Here is a 23,722-nt window from a genome sequence, read left to right on the forward strand (position 1 = left end):
GTGAAAACTTACATGGCGTCTTCGGAGAACACGATGCACAGAAACGTCGCAACAACATCGCTCGACTCTGGGCGAAAGACAAAATAGAAGTCCTTTACACGTTCCTCGACCCACCAACGAAGTAACCGTGCCCCATTCTTTCGCAGCCTTATCGCGAAAGGGTGGGGTCGCGCGGAGCGCACAAACAGATTTTTCAGGAAGCGCGAAGAACTAACCAGGGGAATAAAGAAGCTACAGGTGTGTTTCCACTTACAACACTTCCTCGATTGGAAGTTGGAAGGGGAAGTCCATTGCTGAAGGTAGCCGATCCTGTACTGTCCGCATCACCCGTTGCATCCACACCACAGATGCCTTCGATGGGCTCCTTCCAGGAGTTTTATTGGCTCCTGGAACAACTCTGTTCGTTTTCTTTCGTCCTTCTGGCTGAAGTGGAAGGAGAAACAACGGTGGAGGATTGGCAGCGAGCAGCGGACCTCGTGCAAGCCCGGTATCCATTGCTTTCTGTCTCGATCCGGAAAGAGAACGGGAAGAGACCCTACTTCGTTCCAAACCCTGAACCCATTCGTGTGCGCGTAGTCCCCATGTCCTCCATCTCTTCCCTCACCGACGAAATGGAACAGGAGCAACGAAATCCCTTTGGCGACGGGAGCGGAGTCCTCACGCGCATCAAGTTAATTCACAGCAGAGAACGATCCGCAGTCTTACTTACGACGCATCACTCCCTGGGCGATGGAAGATCGAATCTTCTTGTCATGCAGGATCTTCTTGCGGCCGCGGCAGGGGAGCCGATTGGCCCGCGCTTGCCTCCCGGACCAACTGGAGACCAGGTTCTCGGGTTCAAAGAGGTTCCATATAAACGGAAACTTCCCGCCGGTACAAAGTTCAGCATAGTCCCCGATCTCTTCGCACGGTCGGGCAGGGTTCGTATCCGTCGTCTCCAACTCGACCGGGAAGAGACCTCGACGCTCGTGCAGCGCGCCAAGGCCGAAGGGACGACCGTACAGGGAGCTCTCGTGGCGGCCTTCGTGATGGCTGGCCGGCACTACTCCAAAGCCTGGAGAACTTCTTCTGTACGTTGTTTGAACACGATGGATCTGCGTTCGATGATGCATCTTCCCATGACCAGTGGCGTTCTCCTGGCAGGGCATCATGCTGTCTACGAAGCGTCGCAGAGTCTGCCCTTCTGGGAGTTTGCACGTTGGATCAAGAACGACCTTCGCAAAGCGCGAACACCGGAAGGTGCACTGGCGTCGCTGGGAAGTATCCGGAATATCCTCAGTGAGGAACGTACCCCGGAACAGTTTCAGACCATCCTGAACGCAGGACCATCGATAAATCTGATCGTCAACAACAACGGCATCTATAACTCGAGAACGGATTTTGAAGGATTGAAGCTGCGGTCCCTCTCCTACGCAGGGCCCGTCATCGCGGAAGGCCCGCAGAACATCTCCGCCATTACGGTCGACGGGATACTGGATCTCACGCATGTGAGCATGAATCCTTTTCCGGATTTTCTGGAAGAGGCGCGAGACCTGCTGGTTACGTTCTCTCACGAAGCCAGAGAACCAGCCGGAGCAGGCCTTCGCGGGTAACTAGCGTGCCCCGAGTCTGAAGCCCAAGGCCTCGACAACGCGTCGGGTCGTTGGGCGAAGAGCGTCGGCTCCACGTTCGATCAGGCGATCGACGCCTCGGGCCGCGCGCACGATCTGATCGGCACAATGGTCTACACAGACGGAGAATCGAACATCCAAAGGGAGGTGAGTGGGTACTTTTGCTGGAACCGCAATCGTCGCAGGCGTTAGGCTGGAGCTTGGAACCAGGAACAGGCCACGATGCAAGCCAACAGCTCCCCATCCCGAACCGCTCTCAGTGTGGCCCTGCGCCGCGCCGCGCACCAAAGAGTGGACGCGCCGCTCGTATTCGAAGATCTGCTCGCCCAGCGCATCGTAGGTGCCGAAGCGGAGCGTTTGGGTCTGTCGCAAAACGCTCCCAGACGCAACAGCTCGCGCACGCTGCGCGCCTTTCTTGTGGCCCGCTCCCGCTATGCTGAGGACCTGTTGGCTGCTGGGGTTCGAGAGGGCGTGACCCAATACGTCCTTCTGGGCGCTGGGCTCGATACCTTCAGCTACAGGAATCCGCACAGCAGCCTCCGCTGCTTCGAGGTCGATCATCCGGCCACGCAACAATGGAAGCTTGGCCTTCTTACCGAGGCCGGCATTCCCATTCCACTCTCTACCACCCATGTTCCCGTCGATTTCGAACATCAGGACCTCACTTCACAACTCGTTCAAAAGGGCTTCGATCCTCACCAGCGAACCTTCTTCGCCTGGCTCGGTGTGGTCCCTTACCTCACGCTCGCCGCGTTTGAATCAACGCTCGACGTGATTGCTTCGCATCCGTCCGGGTCAGGCTTTGTGATGGACTACAGCCTGCCGCGTGCTTCGCTGCCTTATGAGGAACAGCTCGCTCACGACTCGCTCGCCGCGCGTGTGGCTGCGGCAGGCGAACCCTTCCAATTGTTTTTCGACCCGAAGAATCTCAGCGAGAGACTCCGGCTCAGATCTTTTTCCCGCATCGAAGATCTCGATGCGCACAACATCAATCAGCGCTACTTCAAACATCGCGAAGACGGTCTGGCAGTCCTCGGCACAGCAGGTCATCTCCTCTCCGCCTGGAAGACGGAAGAAGAGCAAAGGGTTTAATTCTTTTCTTCGGATGAACCGGAACGGGTCGCGATCAGGCAGGGGACAATCACCATGGCAAGAAATGCAAGTCCAACGAAGACATCATGCATGGCAAAATCTCCTGGGGTCGGCCCGAAGTGCTCAGAGGGGTTCAATCAGCTTTTTTAGAATCTGCCTCTGCGCCAGATTGGGACATTCCACTTCTCTCCTTTCTGCTAACACCTTTGGGGCATGCCCACTCACTCTGCCTTCCTCCGTCCCTTTGGAGAGGGTGATTTTGAGCCGATTTCTCTCCCTTAGAGGCTTTCTTTCATCGTCCCGACCCCTAAAATTGAGCTATGAACTACGCCACCGCCATCGAGCATCTGTATGCGTTGGGACACGAACTGGCCCCCAAGCCCAAGGGATCCAACGCCCCTCGAAGAAAATTCGATCTCGCGCACATGCGCGCTCTGGCCGAAGAGTTAGGGAACCCTCAACGTTCCTTTACGTCCATCCTGATTGCCGGGACCAATGGCAAAGGGTCGACCTCGGCCACGCTGGCAAGCATTCTGAAGAGCGCGGGCCACAGCGTCGGGCTCTATACTTCGCCGCATCTCGTCCGTGTCAACGAACGCATCAAGACCTCGCACGACGGCGCGGCTCTCCGAGACATCGATGACGACACCTTCGCCCGCCTCTACGTGCGCGTAGACGACGCAGCGGCGAAGCTCGTCCAGGAGAACAAGCTTCCGCATGCCCCCAGCTTCTTTGAAGTCGTAACCGCCATTGCCTTTCTGGCCTTCGCCGAAGCAGGCGTCAAGATGGCGGTTCTCGAAGTCGGTCTCGGCGGACAGCTCGATGCCACCAACATCGTCGATCCCATCCTCAGCGTCATCACCGATATCTCGCTCGACCATACCGAGTGGCTGGGCGACACCATCACGCTCATCGCCGGGGAGAAGGCGGGCATTCTGCGCGAAAACGGCATCATGATCACGCTGCCGCAGCACGCCGACGCCAACCGCGCCCTGGGCGAAGTCGCCGTCGCCAAGAACGTCACCGGCATCAACGCAGCCGAGTACCTTCCTCTGCGCTCGAACGAAGCCCCGCGCAAAGACGCGGCAAACCATTACAGCGTCCGTGTTCGCAACGAAGACCTCGCGGTGGACTCTCCCCTGGCGGGCAGCCATCAGCAGAGAAACATCGCCCTCGCCATCGCCACAGCGGTCGCGCTGGACGCGAAGGGAATCACCATCTCAAACGCCGCGATTGCCGAAGGAATCCGCACCACCGCATGGCCGGGACGCCTGCAGCGTCTCACCCTGCAGGGCCGCGACGTGCTGATGGATGTCGCGCACAATCCCGCAGGCGCCTGGGCGCTCCGCTCCTATCTCTCCAACACCTTCCAAGGCCCGCAGACACTCGTCTTCAGCTCGCTCGCAGACAAGGCCGTCGCGGAGATGGCGCAGATTTTGTTTCCGCTCTTCGAGGAAGAGGGAGGTAGAATTCTGCTCGCACCCATGAACAACCCCCGCGCCGCCACCGCAGAACAGCTCTCCTCCATCGCGACAGAGCTCGACACGAAAGCCGAAGTCTTTGCCGATGTCGCCTCCGCCATGACCGCCGCACTGTCGTACGGGCCGGGAACCATCGTCGTGGCAGGCTCTGTCTTTCTGGTCGGCGAAGTGCAGGCGCTGATCGACCGCGGAGAGTGGACGGCATGAGCAGCAGTACACCCTCCCCTGGTCGTAAATTCTTCCTCAAATGGCTGACGTATTTGTTCCTTGCTCCCCTGATGGCGCTGTGGACAGCCTTCTGCGGAACCCTCGCGCTTCTGGTCTCTCTGTGGGATAAACCCGGTAGGCAGCAGCACGCCGTCGCACAGATGTGGGCCAAGGGCATGCTCGCACTCGCACTTTCGCCGATGGAGGTCATCCACCCGGAGCGCCTGCAGCGGTCCGGCGGCGCGGTCTACGCCAGCAATCACCTGAGCTATATGGATACGCCCGCGCTCTTCGGAACGCTGCCCTTCCAGTTCCGTATCCTGGCCAATCACTATCTCTTCAAATACCCCTTCGCCGGCGGATATCTCGAACGCTCCGGACAGGTGCCGATCGACCAGACCAGCATGCGGTCACAGGTAGCTGGCCTGATGCGTGGCGTCCGCTCGCTGCGCGAAGGCATGCCGCTGCTCCTCTTTCCCGACGGTTCGCGCGCCTCAGACGGACACGTCCACCAGTTCATGAGCGGCGCAGCCTTCATGGCCCTGAAGGCCCAGGTGCCGATCATCCCCATGGCGCTGATCGGAACCTACGAGCTGCTGCCGATGCATACCTACGAGTTGAATCCTCGTCCATTGAAACTCGTCATCGGCGAAGCCATCGATACGACAGGACACACCACGAAGGAGACGGAAGAGTTTACGCAACGCCTCTTCAACTCCATCAGCGACATGTACTACGAGTACTCGCCGCTGGACCGGCCAGACCTCACGCCGGAGTCCGAAGCGAAAGACTTTGCTATTTAGAACGAAAGATCTTCTGCGATAGAGTGCTCGTTGCGTTGTCTTTTTGCTGGGATGCAAGGAAAGAAACGAAGCTGTCACGGATAACTCTGCTTCGCCACTCTGAACGATTCGAAATCGATCACTGATCGTAAGCCGACTTCACAGTACCGGTATGAACCGGTCTCCATTGCTCAGACCGGTACTGTGAAGTGGCGGGTCAGGGAGGTATAGCTAGTTTTGTGGACGCCCCTGTGCTGAGTTCGAGAGTTCAGACCACTTCTCCCAGAGAGCGATACGTGCCTCGTAGACACTGCGGATACGGGGTAGACCACTGCTGCCGATGAAGAGGCGTAGAGGCGGAGCTTCCGCATCGACTATTGTGAGGGCCGCATCAGATGTGGCACGAGGGTCTCCCTTCTCCATGTTCGTGATCATCGAGGCTACCTGCTGACGCAGTGGGTTATAGGCCTCCAGTTCCGCTGAAGTCTTCGCGGAAGTGGCATTTCCAAAGTCGGTGGCATAGGCACCGGGCTCAAGAAGCGTGACCTGGATGCCAAACGCCTTCACTTCCTGCGCAAGCGACTCATGCAGCGACTCGAATGCCCACTTGGAGGAGCAGTAGAGGCCAAGCAGGGGAATCGCCGTCAAGCCAAGCATGCTGGAAACACCAACAATGTGGCCGCTGCCCTGTGCGCGGAGAAAAGGAAGCGCGGCCTGGATGACACGCAATGTCCCAAAGACGTTTGTCTCAAAAAGAGTGCGTACGTCTCCCTCGCTAACCTCCTCGATCATGCCCACAAGCGAGTACCCGGCATTGTTCAGGACAACGTCGAGGCGACCGAAGTGGCCGTACGCAGCGGCCACCGCCTTCTTGACTTGTTCTGTATCCGTGACATCGAGAGCGAGCGGGAGAACACGATCTCCGAAGCGCTCGGACAGATCCTCTACGTCGGTGAGTTTGCGGGCGGTGGCGGCGACGAGGTCCCCGCGTTCAAGTGCGGCTTCTGCCCAGATGCGTCCAAAACCGCGGGAAGCACCCGTGATGAACCAAACTTTCTTTGCCATATTCAGATCTCCTTGAAACCTATGTAAACAGTGTTAAGATTGAAGACGTGGTTGTGCCTGACTGCATGCCGGAACTCCCGCATAGAGAGGGCCGCGCAATCTGAACAGTGTAAAGATAGATGTGCCTCATGGCAAAACGATCCACATATCATCACGGAGATTTGCGGACGGCCCTGATCAGGGCTGCGGACGAGATCATCGCTGAAGGTGGGATTGAAGCCTTTACCCTCCGCGCTGCGGCGAAGCGTGCGGGAGTTTCACCCGCTGCCCCCACGCATCACTTTGGCGGCGTCAAGGGTCTGCTCACGGAGGTGGATCTGCTTGCGTTCGAGCGAGCGGGTAGCTATCTCGACGAAGTCCCCGAGACAAAGGACGCGGCTGAAAACGTGCGGGCGCTAGCGCTTGCATTTGTGCGCTTCGCGGTTGAGAATCCGGGACACTTCCGCCTGATGTTCCGTGGAGATCTGGTAGATCGCGATGACCCCCGCTATCCAGCGGTCAGTCAGCGGCCGGCCCTAAGGCTGGGCAAGGCCGTGGCCGCGTACCATGGCCGGTTCCACATAGATATGAAGCGCTTCGAGGATGCAGCGGAAATCCTCGGTGGCTTCGCGACGATGCACGGTCTCGCTCAACTGGTGCTGGAAGGCAAGGCTTTAGTTTTTTTCAGGAAAACGAACGTCAAGGAGTTCATAGAGATTGACCTGCCACGAATCCTGAAAGAGATCTATCCGTGAAACCAGTTGCTCTTTCGAACGATAGGTAACGAGAAACGCCGTTGTCCTCAGTTGAAGATCACTATCGAGAAGATGACCAACGAACTTCTCTTTCTGAAACAAAGAAATTGAGTTGCGCTTGTAGGGTCCTCTCCGGCGGATTGTAAAATTCCGCTCTGGCAGCACGTCGTGATAAGTTCGCTCCCGAAACCGGCCTGCATCGCACATCCAGGAAGGAGTCATGATCTTTGGGACACACCTCGTCATCTCTAGTAAAGACGCTGAAGCGGACCGCGCATTCCTTCGCGACGTGCTGGGCTTCGCATCCGTCGATGCAGGGCACGGTTGGCTGATCTTTGCTTTACCTCCGGCAGAAGCAGCGGTTCACCCCTCGGAAGAGAACGGAAACCACGAGCTCTTCTTCATGTGCGATGACCTGAAGGCCGAGATAGCCACCCTCGCGGAACGCGGCATCCATTGCTCCGAGGTGCATGAGGCACGATGGGGATCCATGACAAGGATTTCGCTTCCCGGTGGAGGGAACGTCGGCCTCTATCAGCCGAAACACCCTACAGCTCTGGGTTTGAAGTGAAGCGCTGTGTAAGTGGGTACAGCAGAAGGCTGTTACGACACTCTGCTTCGCCGCCGTGAACCTACGGATGCGATGAGAATCCAGACGGCAAAGCTGCCTCAAGATGGATCCGTTCTCCGGTGATGGGGTGGTGGAATTTCAGAAATTGGGCGTGCAGGAAATATCCTCCATCGCCCGGAAGGCCGGGGAGATCTTCAAGAGGCTGGCCGGTTGGGCCGTACAGAGGATCGCCTACCAGGGGATGACCGATGGAGGCCAGATGGATCCTGATCTGATGAGGGCGGCCCGAACCCAGGCTTACCTCAAAGGTTGTGGCGTCTGTCGTGCGTGAGATCACCTTCGCCAGGGACTTGGACGGTTTGCCATCTGGGTTCGCGGCCCACACGGAACCGATGCGCGGGTGCGGTACAAGGCCGATGGGTGTGAGAATTTCGTAGGCGTCGCGATCTGCAATGCCTTGAGCCAGCGCCCGGTAGATTTTTTCGATCCTGGAGGTGTTCCAGTCTGCGGTGAGGTTCGAAGCCGCCTGCGGCGTCTTGGCGAAGAGGACGATGCCGGTAGTGGCCCGGCCCAACCGGTGGACAGGGTTTGCGTCGGGGCTTTGCTTTTGCACCAGGCGCAGGAGGGTGTTTTCCATGAAGCCGCCGCCGGGGAGGGTGGGCAGACCGCCAGGTTTGTTGACGGCCAACAGATGTGGGTCATCCAACAGGACTTCGAAGTGCTGAGGAGCGTCTGGTTCGATCCAGGGTGGACGGTTCCAGACAAGCATTTGGCCTGAGGTCAGCGCTTCGCTTCCAGTAGCGATGACGCCGTTGACGGTGACTTCGCCGTTGTTCAGATTTTGTTGCCATGCTTGTGGACTTGAGTGTGGGTAAAGGCTTGCCAGGTGCGAAAGCAAGGTCTGCCCATGATCTTTGCCGCCGATGATCGTGGTATAGGCATAGCCCCGGTTGAGCATGTGGTTTGAGTGTAAGCCAAGTCATCTGCATTTCTCGTCATACAAAAGGCGCTCCAAAGCCGCGACGCACCGCCAACGGGAAGCCAACATATTGGTATCGATCCAGGATCGATAAGTATATTGGCGATTTATTACTTATCGAAGAATCACAACTGACGATAAGTGCGTTTATCAGGAGTGATCCGCCGATGTTGCCGATAACGCGACTTTGCGGGGGCTTGCCGAGCGGTAGTGAATTGGGGACACTGACAGATATGGGGATAATGGTTGTATTGATGGCTTACGCTGTCGCACTAACCGTAGCTGCGTCCGTTGGAGCGGTACTGTTGGGGACGTTGGTTTACGTTCTGACGCGAAAATCGGGACGTCGCAGAAAACGAGCAGTTGTGGCATCAGCTCTCTTCCCCTTCATGTGTGTGCTTTTCGCCGGTGCATGGTTTGTCGTATACGCCAGCATTAACTCTCTCGTTTTCGACCGGGATCCAGGCTTAGGGGATGGTTGGCAAACGCCTCTGCCGAACGGCTACGCCTTGATGATGATCGACACCACGGATCAAGGTACGGTCTACAACCCGAAAACTCAGGGGAAAGATGGTTCGATAAGTTTGAGAGATGATGCTGTGTTCGGAGTGCGCCAGTTGCAGGTTTCACAATCACTCATCTTTGGGGCACGCGACGTTGGCTATTTTGGCCGTATCGGACAGGAGTCAAAGTTTGTAGACAGCTACTTTGAGCTCCAGACAAAGCAAAACAAGGTCATCGAGTTCAAGTCTCTCGAAGATCTTCGCAATCGCGCATCCTCGGAAGGCGTCACACTGAATCTTCGGCCTTTTGAAGCAGTCTTCGGAGACTACAGGACGACATGGTTTGATTACATATCTGGGCTGATACTGATTGTCGTGCCTCTCATCGGGTTCGGTCTGCTTGTTCGATGGGTTTGGACCATTAGAAGGGTAAGAGAAGATTCACCTCACTTAGCAACGCTTGAAGAGACACCCTAGAGCCTTGCCCTTGGTTGACGTGCGCGTATTTGTGAAGAAAGCCAGGCATTCCCCTGCACAGAATACTTTCTCGCAGAAAACGGTGTTTTCGGAAACCACGGATTAGTAACGGGAAGTCGGCTTACAGTCATCGATCCGTAAGGGACGCGAGGTGCGTTTATGAGGGCCTCTGATCACTCGGGCCGCCCTTATCCGTTGTGCCTGCGTTTCCTGAGACGGCGCGGATGAAGCTCACCCCATAATGCGTCAGCGCATATTCAGTCTTCAAGACTGTCTCGCTGCCCCTCATCGGCATGGGAGTTTCGCCCAATAGATAGTGGTCTTTTGCCTCGGCCTTCTCTGTGCGCGAGATGATGCCGAGCCTGATAAGGTCCTGAATTACGAGTTCGATGTGGTTGAGCTTGGCGTATGTAGCTCTATCATCGTCTCCCATCTTGTCCTTATGTAGCCAGTATTCGGCGTGCCCGAAATTGATGCGGAACTTTGGATCGTAGACATCTACTAGCTTCCAATGTTCGACCGGCCACATAGCAAATGGAAGGCCGGTATTGATGTCGAGTGGCTGCGAAAAGAACGCCCAGAGTCGGTCAAGATAATGTGCTTCATCGGCACTCATTTCTGAAAGCGTCTGCGCAAACGATGGCAAATATCCTTCGCTCTGGTCGATCGCGCTGTCCATGAGGTTCGCCCACCGGTCTTGCAAAGTGGGGTCTGACTGCACAGACGCGCCTTGCAGAAGCGGGATAATAACCTTAAAGTCTTCGTGGGTAGTCGGGCGCTTCCCACTGCGGCGCTCCCTGAATTTGTCGGCCACATTGCGCATGTTTTCGCCGATGGTCGCGTCATAAAGGTCTTTGAGGCTTTCTCCAATGGCTTTAGTCGTGGGGGAAAGGATGTTCTTGACCTGGTCATTATTTAGGAAGCCGAGTGCATCTTTGATTGTGTCGGGATCGAGGTGCATGTGGTCTTCTCCTGCTAATGATTACCCTATCCTGAGCGTCAAGAGCAGAGCGTGACGATCGCCAATTGACTCATTGCCCAACATTAGTACCGGGAAGTCGGCTTCTCATCAGTAATCATGATGACGAGAACGGCGTTTCACGGGAACTCAATGTTGAAGTAACGTCTGATTCCATTTGGTTATCGGACCGATAGGAACTTAACACGCATCAAGACACGGTCTTACGGATCGAATCCTCAGTACGCGATTCCATGGTGCAGTGATATTCGTTGACGCAATCACGCGTCTTTGGAATGAACTCGTCATGAATCCGGGCGCAAACCAAGAGGAGCATTCCGCATGTCGAAGCCTTTAGAAAACAAACTCGCACTTGTAACCGGATCATCCCGCGGCATTGGGGCAGCCATCGCAGTTCGTCTCGCTGCTGAGGGTGCTTATGTCCTTGTCAACTACTCTGCAAGTCCTGAACGCGCGAAAAAAGTTGTGGACGAGATTACGAAAGCTGGTGGCCATGCAGAGGCCGTCGGTGCCGATCTTGGAAGTCTAGATGGCCCGAAGACGCTGATTGCTTCCATCGATACATCCTTCGGAGGCAAGTTTGGCGGCCACCTGGATATCCTTGTTAACAATGCCGGTACTGCGGAGTTCGGGCCCTTTCTCGAAACCTCAGATCAGTCTTATGACAAGCTCTTCAACGTTAACGTTCGCGCACTCATCGAACTCTCCAAGGATGCAGCGAAGCGCATGACGAAATCTGGATGGGGCCGGATCATCAACATCGGCTCGGCGTTTGGCGAAGCTGCGCCGATGCCAGGTGTGACGCTGTACATCGCCACGAAGTTTGCGGTTCACGGATTTACGCGTGGCCTGTCCCGTGAACTGGGTGCAACGGGTGTGACGGTCAACGGAGTTCAGCCGGGGCCGACCAACACCGAGCTTAGCCCGGATGACAACGGTCCCGCCGCCCAGGCGATGAAAAAGCTCACCAGTGTTGGCCGTTTCGGCAAGGCCGAAGAGATAGCCGCTGCTGTAGCTTTTCTGGCGAGTCCCGAATCATCTTTCATCAACGGTGAGAACCTCACGGTCGATGGCGGTTGGAACGCGTAGCGTGACGTGCGGCACGTTGAGCACGTGCCGCACCTTACTTCGCCGAATCACCGGCGAGGCCATCAAGCCTCAGGTGGTCTTCACCCGGCTTCACAACCTCAACAGCAAATAGAAAGAGAGAGACCTATGGATCGCTTTGGAATTTTGGCAGTACTTGAAGCAAAACCAGGCAAGGAAAAGGAAGTTGCAGAGTTCTTGAAATCCGCCCGGTCACTTGTTCTGCAAGAAGTTGGCACATCGGCCTGGTTCGCATTCCAGACAGGGCCAACAAGCTTCGGTATCTTCGATACCTTCGCCGATGAGGATGGACGCAACGCCCACCTTACGGGCGAGGTTGCCAAGGCACTCTTCGCAAAAGCGGAGGAACTCTTCGCTAGTAAACCGCAGGTCAGCATGGCCGATCTCCTCGCAACGAAATAGCGTACGTCCGTTAGATTTTGGGATCCTCTCAGATTCTTTGCTCCAGAGTTCGAATGTCGCGCTACGCGTCCGGCTTTTGCTCGACGGGAAGCTTCCCTGGGTCACCAATCTTCGACCGCAAGGATTTCACGTTGCAGCCGCGGTCACCGGCAAAGGCGGGCGCGGCAGCCTTCGGGCCGCACATTACTTCGCCGGAGCAAAGGCAGCCTGTAACAGGCGACGCGCCTGGTTTCCGATTTCTTTGCGTTCCTGCTCGATGAGATGGATGAATGGCTTGACCACAGTCACCTGCGAGTTCTTAGGCCATGCCAGGATCAGCTCTGCCCGGTAGTCGTCGGGTTGCAGCCGCAGGAAGCGGATGCCCTCGGGACGCAGATTCAGAGCGCACATGGGAACGATCGCAATACCTTGTCCGCCAGCGACCAGCGTGAAGATTGTTTGCAGCGCGTCAGACTCGTAGGCCACCTTCGGTGAGAACCCATGCGTCTGGCCCATGCCGAGTATGGCGTCATGGACGGTCGGGGCTCCGTCGCGGTGGAGAAGAATAAACGGCTCCTCCGAGAGGCTCTCGAACTTTATCTTCTTCGCCGTGAAGGCATGACCAGAGGGAACTGCCACCAGAAGCGGCTCACGGAAGATGGTCTTCACCTCGAGCTCGCGTGCCAACTTTTTCGCGAAAGGTGGCCGCGTGATTCCGATATCAATCTCCCCTTGCGAAAAGGCCGCTTCCTGCTGGGTTGGATTCATCTCTTTGAGGAGCAGTCTGACGCCAGGAAGAAGTTCTTTGTACTTCCGCACAATGCCGGGGAGGAAACCAGCGGTCGCCACGCTGCAGAAGCCAAGGGTTAGAGTTCCGGTTTCTCCTCGATCGGCACGCTGGGCCGCCTCGGCGGCATAGTCGGACTGTTTCAGAGTGCGCAGGGTCTCCTGATAGAAGACCTGTCCCTGAGGCGTCATGCGTACGGTCCTGCCGGAACGCGCAAAAAGATTGATGCCGAGTTCCTGCTCCAACTGAGTGACCGTCTTGCTGATCGCGGGCTGGGAGATATGCAGGAACCGGGATGCCTCACGGAACCCTTTCTGTTCCGCCACCGCAACAAAGTAACGCAGATGCCTTAATTCCATTGATAACTCCTGGATATCATTTAGATGATTCTCACTCATCCATGGAATCATTTCTTATACAAAGGCACTCCAGGAGTGGTCGTTATGGAGATCGCTAACAGCTATGTCATGCCGATAGCCCATTGATGTAGGAGCTTTTCAGTCGAGCTATCCGCCGGGAACGACATCTCAATGCCGGGCCAGGCTTCGATGAAGTTGCCCGCATATGCGACTTTCGAGGCACAAGTACGGAAGCGTGTTTGCGCTCGACTGATACGATCGACACGATCGCGAGCGAAAGGAATCTCTTGGTCCCGAATAAGTCTGCACGCCCTGCATACGCGACGGCTATCTGCTTCTACGAGATCGTGGTCGTTCTACTCGCTCTTCTCGGAAGGTCCTTCGACCACTGGCTTCGGACGACACATCCGTCGCGCTACCACGCAGCACCGCTCGCGCAGATCGTAGCCTCGACGGTCAGCTATGCATTGGCTCCCTTCGCCGCCATCCTGCTCTGGCAAATGCGACCGTTAGCGGCTCCTCTGCTCGCGGTTCGCGCGGCCATTTCTCTTCTCAGTTATCTCGGCATTTTGATTCGTCAACCATTCAGCCATGCTGCTCTCGTCCGAGAATGATCCCGTTGGCGACGATACACGGGGCGGTATACGCCATCGGTTTAGGAGTTGTCGCGCTCAACATCTGGATCGCCTGGTACGCCTACAAAATAACCACGCGGCGCTGGACGACAAGAGCCCCAGTAAGACTTGCGCCGTGAAAACGCTCTCCTCGTCATTCAGAAGCTACACACGGCAACCGCAGACTCCATGCCCATTAAGTGATGCCTTAAATTCGGATCACGCAGAATCAGAAAAACACAAAATCCAGTAAGTGCCGAATCCGGCCCCGTAACAAACTCATTACAAAATCCCTTCACGACTAGCCTGATACACCGTCTGCACCTTCGGCGAGAAGCCAAAGCTCCGCAGCTTCGATCCATCGATGCGACTCATCCACGGGATCAATCAACGGCTCGGCGGACGCTTCAATCGGCGACCCAACAAGACTGGCCATCTCGTAGAACGCCTTGTCCGTTCAATCCGTATTACGGCTTCTCCGCTGAACTTAGGTTGAGGGAAATTAGATCGGATCCGCGTGGCTCACTCGGCGAAAGCGTGCCCATATCCGGGAAATGTCTGTAGATGGCTTCGATCACCGCATCTGCCTGCCTCTGGTTAACACCCGGAAGGATGCAATGACTACACGGCCAAGAAACCACACCACTCCATTCGACATAGAGACCCTCCGGATAATTGGACCCTCGCCTCCCTCGCTCGCCTTGCGGTACTCGAACCTTTCTACCGTCGCTCGGGAGATTGTTGACGAGCTATAACCGCCGGGTGCATGACCTTTACTTATCAAGTCGAGATTTCCTACCTGCAATCGCACGTCGGTGCCTCGCAGCGAGGAGATCGCCTCGCTGACTACAGCGAACGTAATGAACAGGCAAATGACGACTTGGGAAACTCGCGAAGTCGCGCCCCGGAAGAAGAGATAACCTGCACCGGATCCCAAGAGAGCGCTAAGAACAACACGGCTATAAGTTCGCCCAGACTCGCTCACGCGAACAATCACTTCGTTCGCGAAATCCTCAACATTGAAGGTTGCAGGCATCGTGAGATCGGTCTAGAGCCAATTCCTGCGAAACGGTGTTTTTGAAATCCGTGAGAATAGGTTCTGATAAGCGTGCATCTCTTTAGGAACGATCACTCACGATAAGCCGATTTATCGTTACCAATTTAGATCGGTCGTTAGCTAGTCTCCAACCTTAGGTCCTTAGACAGCATTCACGACACGTCTGAGCAAAGCCTCGCCCGGGTTTTTGAGCGCGGACACAACATTCTCTGAAACCTTCGCTATCAATTTTTCTCCCCAAAAGGGGTCGCGCATGTCGTAATAGATAACCCGTATGTGTTGAAGATCAAAAGGAACGTCTTCCTGGTTTGAAGAGATCAGTACAACTGGCTTGGACAAAGCATGTGCAAGTCCAAGCTCGTAGAAAACGTTTGGGTTTCGTCCAGTCAACTCCGCCACAAGCACTTTAGCTGCGCCAATCCCAGACCAAATTTGGTCCATGACCTTCCCGGTGGCAAATATCTCATCATCAGCCCTCACTGCACGCAAACCCGCTTTTGTTATTGCTGGTTCATAGATCGATTTGTAGTAACCTCCGAGAGGTTCAGCGAACGGCATCATTACGAAGCAGCTATCGCCATGTTCAATTTTCACCCCTTTGCTTATCCGCCGAAGAGTCTCGTCTGACTGCGGACTTGTCTCGCCTTCACGGGCGATATCAAGGATGCGCCTCTTGTCACCAACATCCTCGACTAGCTGCGCTTCGCTGAGATCCTCGAGTAGTACGCTTTTGAATTCGTCCACCTTGTCGTCTGGAATCTTGAACGTATCAACAAGAGCGTTCCGAAAAAACTGGTCATCTGGAATGTTTTCGCCGCGATAGTGTTTGTAGACGTCAGATACTGTGGGTGCGTTGAGAAAAGCGCTCCTGATTCCTTCAAGCTCATCACCGGATCCCTGCGGACGCAATATCTTCTTAGCGAGTTCAGTGACTTCAACATTGCCATCGGCGGGTCGTGAGAGAAGACCATACTTGATCGAAGAGCTAATCTCCACTCTTGAGGGACCATGGAAGGCGATGCCCGCAAACTTGACGGCTTCCCTATCCGTGCAAGCGCGTCCTGCGTTTTGTTCTAGTATCGCCCTCGGAATGCGGAGCGCTTTCTTGACAGAGTGCCGCGGAAACGAAGGGACAGGGCCGCCCTTTGTCTTTACGCGCCCCGTTTTCTTAGCAAGATTGGCTTTCTTCGTACGCTTCTTAGCGGCCTTCGTTGCGTTCTTTTTTGCGGACGGTTTAGGACTTCCGGCTGTTTCAGTTTCGTCTGCCATTACCTGAAAATCTCCAATCGCCAATGGCTTTGTGACACACAGAATCCGAAATCGAGTCTGAATGACAAAACGAGCTTAGCAGCTAGTGGCAAATGTACGCGACTGATGGCACGTAAAGATTGTTGCAGCTCTGCGAAGCGGTCGGATTAAGCAGTGACTCCCGATAAACGCCCTTATTGTCAGCCATAATTACTGACAACAGGCCGACTTGTCAGGAGTGAGTCATCGATCCGTAGTGCAGTTGAGGTCTACCAATCGATTGTGCACTTTGTCGCTTCTACAGGGACGGTGGGATAACCCATCTGCTCGAGCAGTAGCTGCACGCTGACTTTTGAGAAAGCCGGATGATTGCCTGGCCCAATCCAGACCTTCGCAATCGGCAGTAGGTTAGAACGCCGTTTCACCCACGCAGGCGTATCCAAAGCGAGATACCGGGCCATCATCTTTGGCTTTTGTGCGAAACGAACATTAGGGAATTCGCTTACCTTCAACTCGTGAACGAGACGAAACTCATTCTCAGACTGCCACTTTTTGTCTTTTGCTAGCGGCGCAAGTTTATAGACCCATTCGTCCCAGGCGGCGAAGAAAAACTTGCCCCATTCCGCTGGATTGTCCCGTCTGTCTCCGATGAGCCCCTCGCGGTAGAAGTCTAGCGTTGCAGTAGCAATCTTCTTTGCGGCTGCTAGCTGCTTTGCCGGATCGTAGGTGACCCGATAAATCTGGCTTGTGGCCTCTCGCCAGAGTCCTCGAATATAGAACCCAATTGCGTAGCCGTTTGGCTTAGCGTAGCGGTCCCATTGTGTCAGTTCATCTTCATCGCCACTGAAACACGTGACAAAGAACTTGCTAGTGCCATGGGTCGGCGAGTCTGGTTCTTCCTTTACATAATCCAAGACTCTATTTAGGAATTCGACTGCATCCTGATCGCGATGTAGTTCTTGAATCAGTTCGGCGACGGCCTTCTTATAGAGGTCTGTCGCGTACTTTGTTTCGGTTGTGTCGTTGAGACAAGAAACCTGTGAAGCGAAGAGTGTTGAACTTTGAAGAATACCTAGCAAACCGGCTCCGTTGGTGTAATGCCAGATGATGTCATCGCCGCTGAATTCGAAGACACCCATCTCCTTTGCCACATCGCTCACAAAACGGCGGTATTTCTCATTCTCTTCTAAGGTGATATCCATGCCGCCAGTCTAATCTCGACGGGCATATTGGTCACGATAAACGCTCTTCTCGTCATTTAGAAGCTACACACAGCGAGTGCCGCGACTCCATGCCATAAAGGAGTGAGCGAGAAAATGTCCTCGCAACCGCGAGGACATCTCTTATGTTCACACTCAAGGTCAAAGCCTGACTCAGAAGGACACACCATGCACGGCGTGCGAGGCCGAGTCCGCAACAACCTCGTTACAGAATCCCTTCCCGACTAGCCTGATAAACCGTCGGCACCTTCGGCGAGAAGCCAAAACTCCGAAGCTTCGATCCATCCATGCGCCCCATCCACGGATCGACCAACGGCTCCGCCGACGCCTCAATAGGCGAACCGACAAGACGGGCCATCTCGTAAAGGGAAGCGGGCGCATCATCGCAGATATTCACGACCTGCCCGTCCATCGCACCGGTCAATGCCAGTTCCACGGCACCCGCAACATCCCGCTGGTGAATCAGGCTGAAGGTCTTCGCCGGATGCCACTTGAACCGCGCGACAATCGGCGGGACCGAAGCCAGATGTCCGTCCCCATCGCCATAGACAAAGCCGAGACGAAGGATGCTCCAGTTCAGACCGCTCTCGCGCAGCTCCTTCTCCGCGGCAATCTTGCTTGCGGGATACGCGAGCGTGGGGTGTGTCTCATCCTCTTCGAGACCCGGATGGGTTGCGTTCGCGTCGTAGACCAGACCGGTGCTTGCCATAATGAAGCGAGCCTGCGGAGCGTGCGCCTTCACTGCGGCGATCAGTTTCTTCGTGCCATCGAGATTCGCCCGCCAGATCTCGTCGTCATTCTGAGTCCGGAAGACCGCCGCAAGATGAACGATCGCCGAAACGCCCTCCACGGCCTGCTGCAACGTAGCCGCATCCAGCAGATCGCCTTCCACGCGCGTAGCTCCAGCGGGAACTTCCTTGCCCGGCCGCACCAGCGCGCGGCAATCCACACCGGCATCCACGAACTGCCGCAGAAGGCGCGAGCCCACCAATCCCGTTCCACCCGTAATTAAAATAGTCATGATTTATTTCCTTCCGAAATGTGTGCGTTAAGGCGTTGCGTTGCGGTTTGCAGGACACGACGGGCGACCGCCAACTCCGCGGGGTTCATGCCATCGAATGCTGTTGCCAGAATGAGGGTGATCGGATCGGGCAGCGTCTTCCAGAGCTTCTTGCCGGAAGCGGTGATGCGAAGCACACGTTGACGCTGATCAACAGCGTCGGGCGCTTGGTCGACCAGACCCTTGCGCACCAGGGTCGCCACAACCCCGCTCAGCGTGGCCCTCTCGATCTGGAGCATGCGCACCAGGTCGCGCTGCATCGTTGGCCCCTCGTTCGCCAGCTGATACAGCACATACCACTGCGTGGACCCGATGTCGTACGGACGGAGAATCGAGTCCATCACCGCGCGGGATGCGAAGTACAACCGCTTCGCCCACGCGCCTACCGAGTCATGCTTCGGAATCTCTACCTCGCCAATCATCCGATCTCCATTCGCTAGCTACCTTACAAATTGATAGCTACCGAACGATCTGTCAAGTCTCCCAACAATAAGTGGGATTCGCGACTGCTCAAAATACGCTCTAATACAGTTAGCTATGAAGAAGCCGCGCATCGCCATTCCGGTCCCCACCAGCTTTGACCCCGCCTACAACGAACGCTCGTGGCCCGAGTATGCGCACGCCGTCGAAGAGGCAGGCGGCGAGGCCTTTCCCGTCCCTCTCGACCTGAACGACCAGGCCCTGGAGACGCTGGCGAAGGAGGCCGACGGCTTCCTTCTTCCCGGAAGTGGCGCGGACGTGGATCCCGCGCGCTATGGCCAGGAGAAGCAACCGGAATGTAATCAACAGGATACAGCGCGCGAACGGGTGGATGGACGCATTCTGGAAGTTGCCGACGAACTGCGGAAACCCGTTCTGGGCATCTGTTTCGGCACACAGCTGATGAATGTCTTTCGTGGCGGGACTCTGATTCAGCATCTCACTCCGATGCCGGTAAACCATCCTGCGGGCCGAGCGATTGCCGTCGCCCACGGAACGGCGGTTGCGAAAGACTCTCTTGTGGGCGAACTGCTGACGGACGAAGAGGCTCCCGAGCGCGACGGCTACCTTCGTCTGCCGGTCAACTCCAGCCATCATCAGGCAGTAGCCATTCCGGGCGACGGTCTGCGGGTTACAGCTCGCTCCACGGAAGACGGTGTGATCGAGGCCATCGAAGGCCCACCGGATGGGCCATTCCTTCTGGGAGTGCAGTGGCACCCCGAGCGGACGACGGCGATCAGCGCCGCTTCGCGGGCGATCTTTTCCCGGCTGGTCGCCGAGGCACAGAAGTAGCGTGAAGGTCTCCTCCCTCCTGCAGCCTTATCTCAATGCTCCCTTGCCAGATGGCGTGGAAGAGAAGCTGGCGCAGTATCTGGAACTGATTCTGAAGTGGAATGCCCGCACCAACCTGACAGCGGTGCGCGATGCCGAGGGGATCGTCCGACGTCACTTCGGGGAGAGCCTCTTTCTCGGCGGACTGCTTCCAGAGTTCTCGACTCTGCTTGATTTCGGTTCGGGAGCAGGCTTTCCCGGAATCCCCGTCCAGCTCATCAGGCCCCTAAGCAAAGTGACTTTAGCGGAGTCCCAGGGTAAGAAGGCCAGCTTTCTCCGAGAGGCTGTGCGCTCTTTGGCGATTCCCAGTGACGTCTGGGCGGCAAGAGTGGAAACCATGCCGGAGTCGAAGACCTTCGATGTCGTTGCGATGCGGGCCGTGGACGGAATGGCGGCTGCAATCGCGGTGGCGGTAAGCAAAGTACGTCCTGGGGGGCAGCTTGCCCTAATGCTGGGACGGGAGAAGATGGATCTGCCCGAAGACTTCAACTGGGCCGATCCTGTCGCGGTTCCCGGAGACGGCGGTCTCATTCTCCTGGGTTCTCGAAACTAGGAATGTTCCACGTGGAACATTTGCCAAGGTCTGAAGCTTAATTGTTCCACGTGGAACAATTAAGTAAGAGCGCTCGGCGTGGACAACGAATTCGATAAATGACCTCGTCCGAATTTCGGACTCGCCGGGCGGGGATGAGGTCCTTGGAATGTTCCACGTGGAACATCCGCCGGAGCCGAAATTGAATCCAAATTGTTCCACGTGGAACAATTTCGGCCCACCTCGGGGCTTTCCACAGCTAAATGGACTTGTACACAGAGGATCAACCGTAAGCGCATGGCGGCTCGTGCGGGACTCCCGTAGTCTGAGAAGAACTTCATGAGCAAGATACTCGCAGTAGTCAATCAGAAAGGCGGCGTGGGAAAGACCACGACCGCGATCAATCTTGCGGCTGCGCTGGCGATGGAGGGGCTTCCGACCCTCGTCGTCGACTGCGATCCCCAGGCCAACACCACCGGCGGTCTCGGTCTGGGACGCGACGATGCCCGTATGTCGACCTACGACGTGCTCGTGGGCAACGCCACCATCGCCGAAGCCACTGTTTCCACGGGGATTGAACTGCTCAAGGCGATTCCTTCGAGCAAAAACCTGATCGGCGCGAATTTCGAGCTGGTTAATGGTGAACGGAGAGAGTTCCGCTTGCGGGAGGCCTTGGCCGTCGTGAAGGAACAGTATCCCTTTATCGTGCTGGACTGCCCCCCGGCGCTAGATCTCCTCACGCTGAACAGTCTTGTTGCGGCGGACGGCCTGCTGGTTCCGATGCAGGCGGAGTACTTCGCGCTGGAGGGCATTAGCGAGTTGATGAGCACGCTGGATAAGGTCGTGAGCGCTTTCAATCCCACACTTGTGCTCGAAGGCGTCGTCCTCACGATGTATGACCCGCGCACCAGCCTTTCCCAGCAGGTTTCGGAGAATCTCAAGAAGTTCTTCGGAGATAAGCTCCTGCAGACGACGATTCCGCGGAACATCCGGCTCGCCGAAGCTCCCTCCCATGGGCTTTCTGTGATGGAATACGATCCGAAATCCCGTGGAGCGGAAGCCTACCAGGAACTCGCGCGGGAGCTCCTGAAGCGCAATAAAGTAGTAAGTCCACGCGAGAAAGAGCGCAAAGCCTCTGCCGGGAGACCCAAAGAGATCCGTTTCTGGCCGTACAACAAGTAGAAATTCCAGAATGTTCCACGTGGAACACTTAAATTGTTCCACGTGGAACATTCTTCGAGCACGAGATTAAGGATGAACCGATGAGTGCAGCAGCCGTAGACAAACGCAGGGCACTGGGCAAGGGACTGGAGTCTCTTCTGCCTTCCAAGCCGACGCCGCCTCCCGCAGTCTTACCGACACTGCAAGCGGCGGAAGATACCGGGAAACCGAAGGAGCTACGCGTCGACCAGATCGTACCCAGCCGCTTTCAGACCCGCATGCGTTTCGATGAGGCGGAACTGAAGGAGCTGGCTCAATCGATTGCCGCTACGGGTGTGGTGCAGCCGGTCGTCGTCCGTCGCATGACGGATGGCAGATATGAGCTGATTGCCGGAGAGCGACGTTGGCGCGCCTCGAAGATGGCAGGCAAAGAGACGATTCCGGCGGTCGTTCGCCAGGCCAGCGATGAGCAGGCGATGGAGATGACCATCGTCGAGAACCTGCAGCGCTCTGATCTCAACCCGATGGAACAGGCGCGGGCCTTTGATCGGCTGGGGCGCGAGTTCGCGCTGACACAGGAGCAGATAGCGGTGCGTACGGGAAAAGAACGCGCTTCGGTGGCGAACTTCCTGCGTTTGCTGCGACTTCCGCCCGAGGTGCAGGACAAGGTCGAGGCGGGTGAACTTTCGTTTGGGCATGCAAAGACGCTTCTGGCCCTCGAAAACGAGGCCCAGATGGCTGCGGCGGCGAAGAAGGTGCTTGCTCTTTCCATGAGCGTTCGTCAGACAGAGACCTACATCAAAGGCCTGTTGGACCCGGAGCGCAAGCTGGGCAAGGTTGAACCCCCGCCCGAGGTGATCGATCCGAATGTGCGCGAAGCGCAGGTGGCGCTGCAAAGGGCGCTTGGCCTGAAGGTGCGCATTGAAGACAAGAATGGAAGGGGCCGGGTCGTCATTGAATACTCCCGGCTGACAGATTTCGACACCCTTTTCGAGATGTTGACGAAGTAGGTTCACGTACTCCGGAGAGGAGCCCGGTTTTGATCGCTGCAACAGAGTTTGAATATCGCTATCGCTACATGCTGCATGGCCTGATCTATGCGATCGGCTTTTCCGCGCCGTGGGATGCGACGGCCTTCCAGGTGGGCAATCACACGTTCTGGCTGAAGGCCGCCGCCTGGTTTTCAGAACATCTCGGTATGGGATTTCTTTCCGCGACGAACCTGGTGCTTGGGCTGGCGATCCTGTTTGCCGTCGCGGGAGCTTTGCTGAGATGGTGGGCCGCGGCCTATCTGGGTGCGTCGACGACACAGCGCGGCAGCATGGTAGCAGGGCGCGTGGTGGCGGACGGACCGTATCGCTATGTGCGCAATCCGCTCTATCTTGGCACTGTTTTGAACACGATGGCCCTTGTGGTCCTGATGCGACCCGCAGGCGCGGGACTCACCATGGTTTTGATCACGGTCTTTCAACTGCGCCTGATCGCCCGCGAAGAACCCTTCCTGACGCGCGAGATCGGTCCTGCCTATACGGAATACTGCCGCGCTGTGCCGAGGATTATTCCGCGGTTGCGGTCCAGCGTGCCTCACGGAGGCGTTCGGCCGACCTGGGGACAGGGATTGACGAGCGAGGTATATGTCGTAGGTACCGCTCTGTCGTTCGCAGCGTTGGGGTGGCGGTATGACGCCAAGCTGGTGGTGCAGGGCATCCTGGTGAGTGTGGGGCTGGCGCTGGTGGTGCGGGCGTTCATTCCGAACCGGGGATAAAGGGATGTTGGTCGAAGCGGTCAGCCTGAGTGCGCGGCACGGTTTCTGCAAGGAACCGCAGATCTTTGTGCGGCTCCTTGCAGGGGTGGGCGTGGAGGGCGACGCGCACGCGGGCAAAACGGTGCAGCATCTCCACGACAAGCGCAAGGACCCGACCCAGCTAAACCGGAAACAGGTGCATCTGCTGGAGGCCGAGTTTCTAGAAGAGCTGGCGGCCAAGGGCTTCCGCCTGCGACCGGGCGAGTTTGGGGAAAACATCCTGACGCGCGGGCTCGCGCTCGCGGAGCTGCCGGAGGGAACGGAGCTTTGCCTTGGAGAGCAGGCTGTTGTTCAACTGACCGGTCTTCGCAATCCTTGTGTGCAGATCGACCGCTTTCAGAGTGGGCTGCTGGCAGAGACGATTGAGCAGTTGAACTCCGGAGAGCGGCGTTTCAAGGCTGGGGTGATGGGTGTTGTGTTGCTGGGTGGGGATGTTGCTTCCGGCGACGCGATCCGTGTGAAACTGCCGCTGACTCCGAAGGCGATGGTTCGGATTTAGAGTTTCGACTTGTACTTGAACCCATGTCCCAGAAGCGGGACATGGGGCACCCGGGTTCTGGGATGACAAAGGGGCTTCCTGAGGGATTCGGTTTGTGCGCTC

Annotated in this window: 26 protein-coding genes; 16 read left to right on the forward strand and 10 right to left on the reverse strand. The window is 56.5% G+C overall.

The features are described from left to right. The first annotated feature begins 290 nt into the window (after positions 1 to 290). A complete protein-coding gene (locus ACIPR4_RS20595; protein WP_013570607.1) occupies positions 291 to 1,592 on the forward strand; it encodes a phthiocerol/phthiodiolone dimycocerosyl transferase family protein in 1,302 nt (433 codons plus the stop codon). On the opposite strand, the gene ACIPR4_RS23250 is transcribed toward ACIPR4_RS20595, so the two are convergent. Then, a complete protein-coding gene (locus tag ACIPR4_RS23250) occupies positions 1,593 to 1,982 on the reverse strand; it encodes a hypothetical protein (RefSeq protein WP_245536553.1) in 390 nt (129 codons plus the stop codon). Here ACIPR4_RS23250 and ACIPR4_RS20600 point away from each other — a divergent pair. The 3 genes from ACIPR4_RS20600 to ACIPR4_RS20610 all read left to right on the forward strand — a co-directional run bounded on the left by ACIPR4_RS20600 (position 1,872) and on the right by ACIPR4_RS20610 (position 5,193). Next, complete coding sequence (locus ACIPR4_RS20600; protein ID WP_245536541.1) at positions 1,872 to 2,702, forward strand: class I SAM-dependent methyltransferase; 831 nt, start codon at positions 1,872 to 1,874, stop codon at positions 2,700 to 2,702. The genes ACIPR4_RS23250 and ACIPR4_RS20600 overlap by 111 nt on opposite strands. Positions 2,703 to 3,022: 320 nt before the next feature. After that, positions 3,023 to 4,390, forward strand: coding sequence for a bifunctional folylpolyglutamate synthase/dihydrofolate synthase (locus tag ACIPR4_RS20605; protein WP_013570610.1), 1,368 nt, complete (start codon positions 3,023 to 3,025; stop codon positions 4,388 to 4,390). Next, entirely contained in the window at positions 4,387 to 5,193 is an 807-nt protein-coding gene (locus ACIPR4_RS20610) for a lysophospholipid acyltransferase family protein (protein ID WP_013570611.1), read from the forward strand. Before ACIPR4_RS20605 ends, ACIPR4_RS20610 begins: the two co-directional genes overlap by 4 nt. 210 nt (positions 5,194 to 5,403) lie before the next feature. Here ACIPR4_RS20610 and ACIPR4_RS20615 read toward each other — a convergent pair whose 3' ends face one another. Then, entirely contained in the window at positions 5,404 to 6,237 is an 834-nt protein-coding gene (locus ACIPR4_RS20615) for an SDR family NAD(P)-dependent oxidoreductase (RefSeq protein WP_013570612.1), read from the reverse strand. A 128-nt stretch (positions 6,238 to 6,365) separates the two neighbouring features. Between ACIPR4_RS20615 and ACIPR4_RS21950 the strand changes: the two genes are divergently transcribed. Both ACIPR4_RS21950 and ACIPR4_RS20625 read left to right on the forward strand, forming a co-directional pair. Then, positions 6,366 to 6,971, forward strand: coding sequence for a TetR/AcrR family transcriptional regulator (locus ACIPR4_RS21950; RefSeq protein WP_187290218.1), 606 nt, complete (start codon positions 6,366 to 6,368; stop codon positions 6,969 to 6,971). Positions 6,972 to 7,191: 220 nt separating this feature from the next. Then, complete coding sequence (locus tag ACIPR4_RS20625) at positions 7,192 to 7,542, forward strand: VOC family protein (protein ID WP_013570614.1); 351 nt, start codon at positions 7,192 to 7,194, stop codon at positions 7,540 to 7,542. A 61-nt stretch (positions 7,543 to 7,603) separates the two neighbouring features. Here the strand turns inward: ACIPR4_RS20625 and ACIPR4_RS20630 are convergent, their stop codons facing one another. Beyond that, positions 7,604 to 8,500 (reverse strand): RluA family pseudouridine synthase, encoded by an 897-nt coding sequence (locus ACIPR4_RS20630; protein ID WP_013570615.1) that lies wholly within the window; start codon positions 8,498 to 8,500, stop codon positions 7,604 to 7,606. Positions 8,501 to 8,886: 386 nt separating this feature from the next. On the opposite strand from ACIPR4_RS20630, the gene ACIPR4_RS20635 reads away from it, so the two are divergent. Continuing rightward, positions 8,887 to 9,501 carry a hypothetical protein gene (locus tag ACIPR4_RS20635; protein WP_187290219.1) on the forward strand — a complete coding sequence of 205 codons (615 nt, stop codon included), beginning with the start codon at positions 8,887 to 8,889 and terminating at the stop codon, positions 9,499 to 9,501. 157 nt (positions 9,502 to 9,658) lie between these two features. Here ACIPR4_RS20635 and ACIPR4_RS20640 read toward each other — a convergent pair whose 3' ends face one another. Continuing rightward, entirely contained in the window at positions 9,659 to 10,462 is an 804-nt protein-coding gene (locus tag ACIPR4_RS20640) for an Abi-alpha family protein (RefSeq protein ID WP_013570617.1), read from the reverse strand. A gap of 339 nt (positions 10,463 to 10,801) precedes the next feature. Between ACIPR4_RS20640 and ACIPR4_RS20645 the strand changes: the two genes are divergently transcribed. Together ACIPR4_RS20645 and ACIPR4_RS20650 are read left to right on the forward strand one after the other, a co-directional pair. Then, positions 10,802 to 11,569: an SDR family NAD(P)-dependent oxidoreductase gene (locus ACIPR4_RS20645; RefSeq protein ID WP_013570618.1), complete on the forward strand. Its 768-nt coding sequence runs from the start codon at positions 10,802 to 10,804 to the stop codon at positions 11,567 to 11,569. A 126-nt stretch (positions 11,570 to 11,695) separates the two neighbouring features. Next, complete coding sequence (locus ACIPR4_RS20650; RefSeq protein WP_013570619.1) at positions 11,696 to 11,989, forward strand: putative quinol monooxygenase; 294 nt, start codon at positions 11,696 to 11,698, stop codon at positions 11,987 to 11,989. 183 nt (positions 11,990 to 12,172) lie between these two features. Here the strand turns inward: ACIPR4_RS20650 and ACIPR4_RS20655 are convergent, their stop codons facing one another. Further along, positions 12,173 to 13,114, reverse strand: a complete 942-nt coding sequence (locus ACIPR4_RS20655) for a LysR family transcriptional regulator (RefSeq protein WP_013570620.1) — start codon at positions 13,112 to 13,114, stop codon at positions 12,173 to 12,175. A 239-nt stretch (positions 13,115 to 13,353) separates the two neighbouring features. Here ACIPR4_RS20655 and ACIPR4_RS20660 point away from each other — a divergent pair, with 239 nt between their 5' ends. Continuing rightward, entirely contained in the window at positions 13,354 to 13,728 is a 375-nt protein-coding gene (locus ACIPR4_RS20660) for a hypothetical protein (RefSeq protein ID WP_041586229.1), read from the forward strand. A 301-nt stretch (positions 13,729 to 14,029) separates the two neighbouring features. On the opposite strand, the gene ACIPR4_RS23375 is transcribed toward ACIPR4_RS20660, so the two are convergent. From ACIPR4_RS23375 to ACIPR4_RS20685, 5 genes are all read right to left on the reverse strand, one after another. Then, positions 14,030 to 14,164 (reverse strand): hypothetical protein, encoded by a 135-nt coding sequence (locus tag ACIPR4_RS23375; RefSeq protein WP_281046961.1) that lies wholly within the window; start codon positions 14,162 to 14,164, stop codon positions 14,030 to 14,032. Positions 14,165 to 14,926: 762 nt separating this feature from the next. Next, positions 14,927 to 16,054, reverse strand: coding sequence for a hypothetical protein (locus ACIPR4_RS20670; protein ID WP_013570624.1), 1,128 nt, complete (start codon positions 16,052 to 16,054; stop codon positions 14,927 to 14,929). 248 nt (positions 16,055 to 16,302) lie between these two features. Next, entirely contained in the window at positions 16,303 to 17,235 is a 933-nt protein-coding gene (locus ACIPR4_RS20675) for a DUF2971 domain-containing protein (RefSeq protein WP_013570625.1), read from the reverse strand. Between the two features lie 223 nt (positions 17,236 to 17,458). Beyond that, positions 17,459 to 18,274 carry an NAD-dependent epimerase/dehydratase family protein gene (locus ACIPR4_RS20680; protein ID WP_013570626.1) on the reverse strand — a complete coding sequence of 272 codons (816 nt, stop codon included), beginning with the start codon at positions 18,272 to 18,274 and terminating at the stop codon, positions 17,459 to 17,461. Further along, positions 18,271 to 18,735 carry a MarR family winged helix-turn-helix transcriptional regulator gene (locus tag ACIPR4_RS20685; protein WP_013570627.1) on the reverse strand — a complete coding sequence of 155 codons (465 nt, stop codon included), beginning with the start codon at positions 18,733 to 18,735 and terminating at the stop codon, positions 18,271 to 18,273. The genes ACIPR4_RS20680 and ACIPR4_RS20685 overlap by 4 nt, the downstream gene beginning before the upstream one ends. A gap of 115 nt (positions 18,736 to 18,850) precedes the next feature. Between ACIPR4_RS20685 and ACIPR4_RS20690 the strand changes: the two genes are divergently transcribed. From ACIPR4_RS20690 to ACIPR4_RS20715, 6 genes are all read left to right on the forward strand, one after another. Then, a complete protein-coding gene (locus tag ACIPR4_RS20690) occupies positions 18,851 to 19,585 on the forward strand; it encodes a gamma-glutamyl-gamma-aminobutyrate hydrolase family protein (RefSeq protein WP_013570628.1) in 735 nt (244 codons plus the stop codon). A gap of 1 nt (position 19,586) precedes the next feature. Beyond that, entirely contained in the window at positions 19,587 to 20,177 is a 591-nt protein-coding gene (gene rsmG, locus ACIPR4_RS20695) for a 16S rRNA (guanine(527)-N(7))-methyltransferase RsmG (RefSeq protein WP_013570629.1), read from the forward strand. Between the two features lie 318 nt (positions 20,178 to 20,495). Further along, positions 20,496 to 21,338: a ParA family protein gene (locus tag ACIPR4_RS20700; RefSeq protein ID WP_013570630.1), complete on the forward strand. Its 843-nt coding sequence runs from the start codon at positions 20,496 to 20,498 to the stop codon at positions 21,336 to 21,338. Positions 21,339 to 21,418: 80 nt separating this feature from the next. Beyond that, positions 21,419 to 22,327: a ParB/RepB/Spo0J family partition protein gene (locus ACIPR4_RS20705; RefSeq protein WP_013570631.1), complete on the forward strand. Its 909-nt coding sequence runs from the start codon at positions 21,419 to 21,421 to the stop codon at positions 22,325 to 22,327. A 29-nt stretch (positions 22,328 to 22,356) separates the two neighbouring features. Next, positions 22,357 to 23,082, forward strand: coding sequence for a methyltransferase family protein (locus ACIPR4_RS20710; protein ID WP_013570632.1), 726 nt, complete (start codon positions 22,357 to 22,359; stop codon positions 23,080 to 23,082). 4 nt (positions 23,083 to 23,086) lie between these two features. Next, positions 23,087 to 23,620 carry an MOSC domain-containing protein gene (locus ACIPR4_RS20715; protein WP_013570633.1) on the forward strand — a complete coding sequence of 178 codons (534 nt, stop codon included), beginning with the start codon at positions 23,087 to 23,089 and terminating at the stop codon, positions 23,618 to 23,620. Positions 23,621 to 23,722 lie beyond the last annotated feature (102 nt).

This window comes from Terriglobus saanensis SP1PR4 (assembly GCF_000179915.2).
In the GTDB taxonomy this organism is placed as follows: domain Bacteria; phylum Acidobacteriota; class Terriglobia; order Terriglobales; family Acidobacteriaceae; genus Terriglobus; species Terriglobus saanensis.